5 protein-coding genes are annotated in these 4,611 nt (G+C 73.9%); 4 read left to right on the top strand and 1 reads right to left on the bottom strand.

Annotation, left to right across the window (positions count from 1 at the left end):
• From ACLIYP_RS29260 to ACLIYP_RS29250, 3 genes are all read left to right on the top strand, one after another.
• Positions 1 to 955 (top strand): Stk1 family PASTA domain-containing Ser/Thr kinase (locus ACLIYP_RS29260; RefSeq protein WP_412716101.1); only part of this gene is annotated, 955 nt, incomplete at its 5' end.
• A gap of 356 nt (positions 956 to 1,311) precedes the next feature.
• A complete protein-coding gene (locus tag ACLIYP_RS29255; RefSeq protein ID WP_412716100.1) occupies positions 1,312 to 2,151 on the top strand; it encodes a transglycosylase SLT domain-containing protein in 840 nt (279 codons plus the stop codon).
• Between the two features lie 45 nt (positions 2,152 to 2,196).
• Entirely contained in the window at positions 2,197 to 3,129 is a 933-nt protein-coding gene (locus ACLIYP_RS29250; protein WP_412716099.1) for a deoxyribonuclease IV, read from the top strand.
• 69 nt (positions 3,130 to 3,198) lie between these two features.
• Here ACLIYP_RS29250 and ACLIYP_RS29245 read toward each other — a convergent pair whose 3' ends face one another.
• Positions 3,199 to 3,822 (bottom strand): sulfite oxidase-like oxidoreductase, encoded by a 624-nt coding sequence (locus ACLIYP_RS29245; protein ID WP_412716098.1) that lies wholly within the window; start codon positions 3,820 to 3,822, stop codon positions 3,199 to 3,201.
• Between the two features lie 170 nt (positions 3,823 to 3,992).
• Here ACLIYP_RS29245 and bfr point away from each other — a divergent pair, with 170 nt between their 5' ends.
• Positions 3,993 to 4,511 carry a bacterioferritin gene (gene bfr / locus ACLIYP_RS29240; RefSeq protein WP_412716097.1) on the top strand — a complete coding sequence of 173 codons (519 nt, stop codon included), beginning with the start codon at positions 3,993 to 3,995 and terminating at the stop codon, positions 4,509 to 4,511.
• Positions 4,512 to 4,611 lie beyond the last annotated feature (100 nt).

Below are 4,611 nucleotides of genomic sequence, written 5' to 3'. Positions count from 1 at the left end.
GCCGGCCGCCGTACGGCCGGGGCCGGGGGAGCCGGGGGAGCCCGGAACGGGCGCCCGCCGCCGGCGGGGGACGGGCCGCGGGTCCGGGCGCTCGGTGCCGGCGCTGGTCACCGCCGCCCTGCTGGTCGTCGGCGCGGTGCTGGGCGTCTGGTACATCAACTCCGGGCAGTTCACCAGGACCCCCGGGGTGCTCGACATGACCGAGGCCCAGGCCAAGCGGACGGTCGAGGAGGCCGGGCTGGAGTGGCGGATCGTCCGGGACTACAGCGACACCGTGGAGCGGGGCCACGTCATCGGCACCGATCCCGGCCGCGGTGAGCGCATCCGCGGGAACGGCACGGTGACCATCACCGTCTCCCAGGGCCCGGAACGGGTCGAGGTCCCCGACGTGACGGGCGACACGCCGGACGAGGCGCGCCGGAAGATCAAGGCCGCCGGGCTGGAGCCCGGCATGGTGACCAGGGAGTTCTCCGGAAAGGTGGAGCGGGGCTCGGTGGCCCGTACCGATCCCGGGGCGGGCAGCGTGCGCCGTCCGGGCACGGCCGTGGCGCTCGTGCTCTCCAAGGGCGCGCGGGTCGAGGTGCCCGGCGTCGTCGGCGAGGACGAGGGCACGGCCCGGCAGCGGCTGGAGGAGGCCGGGCTGAAGGTGCGGACGGCCCCGGAGCGGGTCTTCTCCCGGGAGGACGAGGGCACGGTCGCCCGGCAGTCGCCCCGCGAGGGCGCGGTCGCGGCCGAGGGCGACACCGTGACGCTGACCGTCTCCAAGGGTCCGGAGATGATCGAGGTCCCGGACGTGGAGGGGCTGGAGGAGGACGAGGCCCGGCAGCGGCTGGAGGACGCGGGCTTCGAGGTGAGGGTCCGCAGGGTCTTCATCACCGGCACCGTCTTCGACCAGTCCGTCGCCGCCGGCGAGCGGGCCCCGCGCGGCTCGGAGATCACCGTCTGGGTGCGCTGAGCGGAGCGCACCGGCCCGGCCGGGCCGGTGCGAGCGCAGCCGTCCGGGCACGGAGGGTCGCTTGAGCGGGCAGCCGTTGTGAAGCGCCCCATAGGACCCAGATCACTTACGAAGCCGCGTAGTGGACACCGCGACCGCCTGAACGGCCGAGACCGCCCCTCACGGGCCCCTTCCGCCCGATGTCCACTACTCCGGGTAGTAAGTCGCGTTTTTGTCCTCATAAGTTCCGGCCGCTAACAATGCAACGGTCGCCAGCGCCGAGTGGAGCAACCCGGCGCAACCCCCGCTCGGCCCCATGGCCGGCCCGGCTGATCCGGCTCCGCGACGCAAGCGATCGGAAGAGGTTCTCCTCCCCCATGTCTGTGTTCCGCGTTCTCGACCAGTTCCGCGTGTCCGGCACCGCCCGTATGACCGGCGCCCACAGGTTCTCCGCCATCGGCGTCGCCGCGGCCACCGGCGCAGCCACCCTGGCGCTCGGCCTCGCCCCGGCGGGCGCCGAGCAGGCCGCCCCCTCGCCCGGCGGGAAGCCCGTGTCCGCGCCGGTCCCGCTCCCGGCGGAGCAGGCCGCCCAGGCCGAGGACCTCGCCACCGGGCAGGGCGGCCTGCGGGCGCAGTTCTCCGGCTCCTACCAGCAGGCCCAGGCCGAGGCCCGTGAGGCCGCGGCCGAGAAGGAGCGCCGGGCGCGGGAGGAGGCCGCCCGGGCCGGGGAGCAGGCCGGACGCGAGGCCGCCGCCGACCGCGACTCCACCCGCGAGAGGGCCGCCGACCGCTCGCACGACCGCGGCGGCTGGGGCGACCGCGGCAACTGGGGCGAGCGCGACAGGGAGTCCCTGGAGCAGGCGTACGAGCGTGAGCGGCGCGGCGCACCCTCCTACCCGGACAACCTGGACGGATGGATCCGCGAGGCCCTGGCCGTCATGGAGCGCGAGGGCATCCCCGGCACCTACGAGGGCATCCACCGCAACATCATGCGCGAGTCCAGCGGCAACCCGCGGGCCGTCAACGACTGGGACGTCAACGCCCGCAACGGCGTGCCCTCCAAGGGGCTGCTCCAGGTGATCCAGCCCACCTTCGACGCCTACCACGTCGAGGGCACCAAGTACGACCTGTACGACCCGGTGGCCAACATCGTCGCCGCGTGCAACTACGCCGCCGACCGGTACGGCTCCATGGACAACGTCGACTCGGCCTACTGACCGGCCGCCGGGCCGTCCGCCGCGGGGGCCTGGCACCCTCGACGTGTGAGCACCGCACCTTCCCCGCACGACGTCCTCCCCTCCCCCTCCTCCGCGCCCGCCCCCGCGTCCCGCCGCGCCCGCAACCCCGTCGGCAGCCATGTCGCCGTCGCAGGCGGGCTCGCCTCCAAGGGCCTGGCGTACGCCCGTGGGATCGGCGCCGAGACCGTGCAGGTCTTCGTCGCCAACCCGCGCGGCTGGGCCACCCCGGCAGGCGACCCGCGGCAGGACGAGGCCTTCCGCACGGCCTGCGAGGACGAGGGGATCCCGGCCTACGTCCACGCGCCCTACCTGATCAACTTCGGTTCGCACACCGAGGCCACGGCCGAGCTGTCCGTGGCCTCCCTGCGCCACTCGCTGCGGCGCGCCCGGCACATCGGCGCCCTGGGCGTGGTCGTCCACACCGGCTCGGCCACCGGCGGGCGCGACCGCGCCACGGCGCTGGCCCAGGTGCGCGAGCGGATGCTGCCGCTGCTGGAGGAACTGGACCCGGGCGAGGACTCGCGGGACCCGTGGCTGCTGCTGGAGCCGACGGCGGGCCAGGGCGCCTCGCTGTGCGCGCGGGCCGAGGACCTGGGCCCCTACTTCGACGCCCTGGACCGGCACCCCCGGCTCGGGATCTGCCTGGACACCTGCCACGCCTTCGCCGCCGGGCACGACACGGCGGCCGGGGGCGGCATGAAGGCACTGCTGGACGAGGTGGTGGCGGTGGCCGGAGAGGGGCGGCTGCGGCTGATCCACGCCAACGACTCCAAGGACGTCGCCGGCGCCCGCAAGGACCGCCACGCGAACATCGGCGCGGGCCACATCGGCGCCGAGCCCTTCCGCGAGCTGTTCCGCCATCCGGCGACCGAGGGCGTGCCCCTGGTCATCGAGACCCCGGGCGGCCGGGAGGGGCACGCGGCGGACGTGGCCCGGCTGAAGGAGCTCAGGGGCTGACACGGCGCCCGGAGGGCGGGAGGGGGGCCGCCGGGCACGGGAGGGGCCGCGGGGACGGGCGGCGGACGGTTACGGCTCGGGGCCGTCGCCGGGCTCCTCCTGGTACGAGTAGCGCTGCTCGTGCCAGGGGTCGCCGATGTTGTGGTAGCCGCGCTCCTCCCAGAAGCCCCGGCGGTCGGTGGTCATGTACTCCACACCCCGCACCCACTTGGGGCCCTTCCAGGCGTACAGATGGGGCACCACCAGCCGTAGCGGGAAGCCGTGCTCGGCCGTGAGCGGCTCACCGGCGCGGTGGGTGGCGAAGAGCGTGTGGTCGGCGGTGAAGTCCGCCAGCCGCAGGTTGGCGCTGTAGCCGTACTCGGCCCACACCATCACGTGGGTGACCTCAGGCGCGGGCGGCGCGAGGTCGAGGAGCGTGCGGGTGCGCACACCGCCCCACTCGACGTCCAGCATGGTGAACCGGGTGACGCAGTGCAGATCGGCGACCACGGTCTCGTGGGGCAGCGCGGAGAACTCCTCGTGCCTCCAGCGGTACGTGCCACCGTCGGCGGTGGCCCCGAAGACACGGAACTCCCAGCGCTCGGGCCGGAACCTGGGGACCGGGCCGTAGTGCGTCACCGGCCAGCCGCGCTGGACCCGCTGCCCCGGCGGAAGCTGGACACGCTCCCCTTCGCGGCTTTCCGGCTGAACCATGCCTCCATGGTGACAGACCGCCGGGGATGCCCGTGACCGCGCCCGTGCCGCGGCCCGATCGGGGAGCGAACAACGACGTAGGCGGACAATGCCCGCCTACTGGATCAAAACGGTCGACAGTGCGAGGATGCGCCCATCCGGCCAGGACCGCTAGGTAAGGACACGTCGGCATGCAGGGCGACCCCGAGATCATCGAGTTCCTCAACGAGCAGCTCACCGCCGAACTGACCGCGATCAACCAGTACTTCCTCCACGCCAAGCTGCAGGAGCACAACGGGTGGACGAGGCTCGCCAAGTACACCCGGGCCGAGTCCTTCGACGAGATGCGGCACGCCGAGCGGCTGACCGACCGCATCGTCTTCCTGGAGGCGCTGCCCAACTACCAGCGGCTCTTCCACGTGCGGGTGGGCCAGACCGTCACCGAGATGTTCCGGGCCGACCGCCAGATCGAGGTCGAGGCGATCGACCGGCTCCGGCGCGGGATCCAGGTGATGAGAGCCAAGGACGACATCACCTCGGCCAACATCTTCGAGGACATCCTGGCGGACGAGGAGGAGCACGTCGACTACCTCGACACCCAGCTCCAGCTCGTCGAGAAGCTCGGCGAGCCGCTGTACCTCGCCCAGCAGATCGAGCAGCCGGACCCGGACTCGCACACGGGCGCGGGCTCGGCGGCGAGCTCGTACTGACGGCTCCCCGCGCGGCCCGCTCGCGGCTTCCGTGAGGTCTCAGGCCGCGGCCGCGGTCCGCCCGGGCGCGGCCGGCACGGCGGGCGCGGCCGGCACGGCG

Source organism: Streptomyces nanhaiensis (assembly GCF_046614825.1).
Taxonomy (GTDB): domain Bacteria; phylum Actinomycetota; class Actinomycetes; order Streptomycetales; family Streptomycetaceae; genus Streptomyces; species Streptomyces radiopugnans.
The sequence above is the reverse complement of the archived record's forward strand: the minus strand, read 5'-3'. Positions and strand labels throughout refer to the sequence as shown.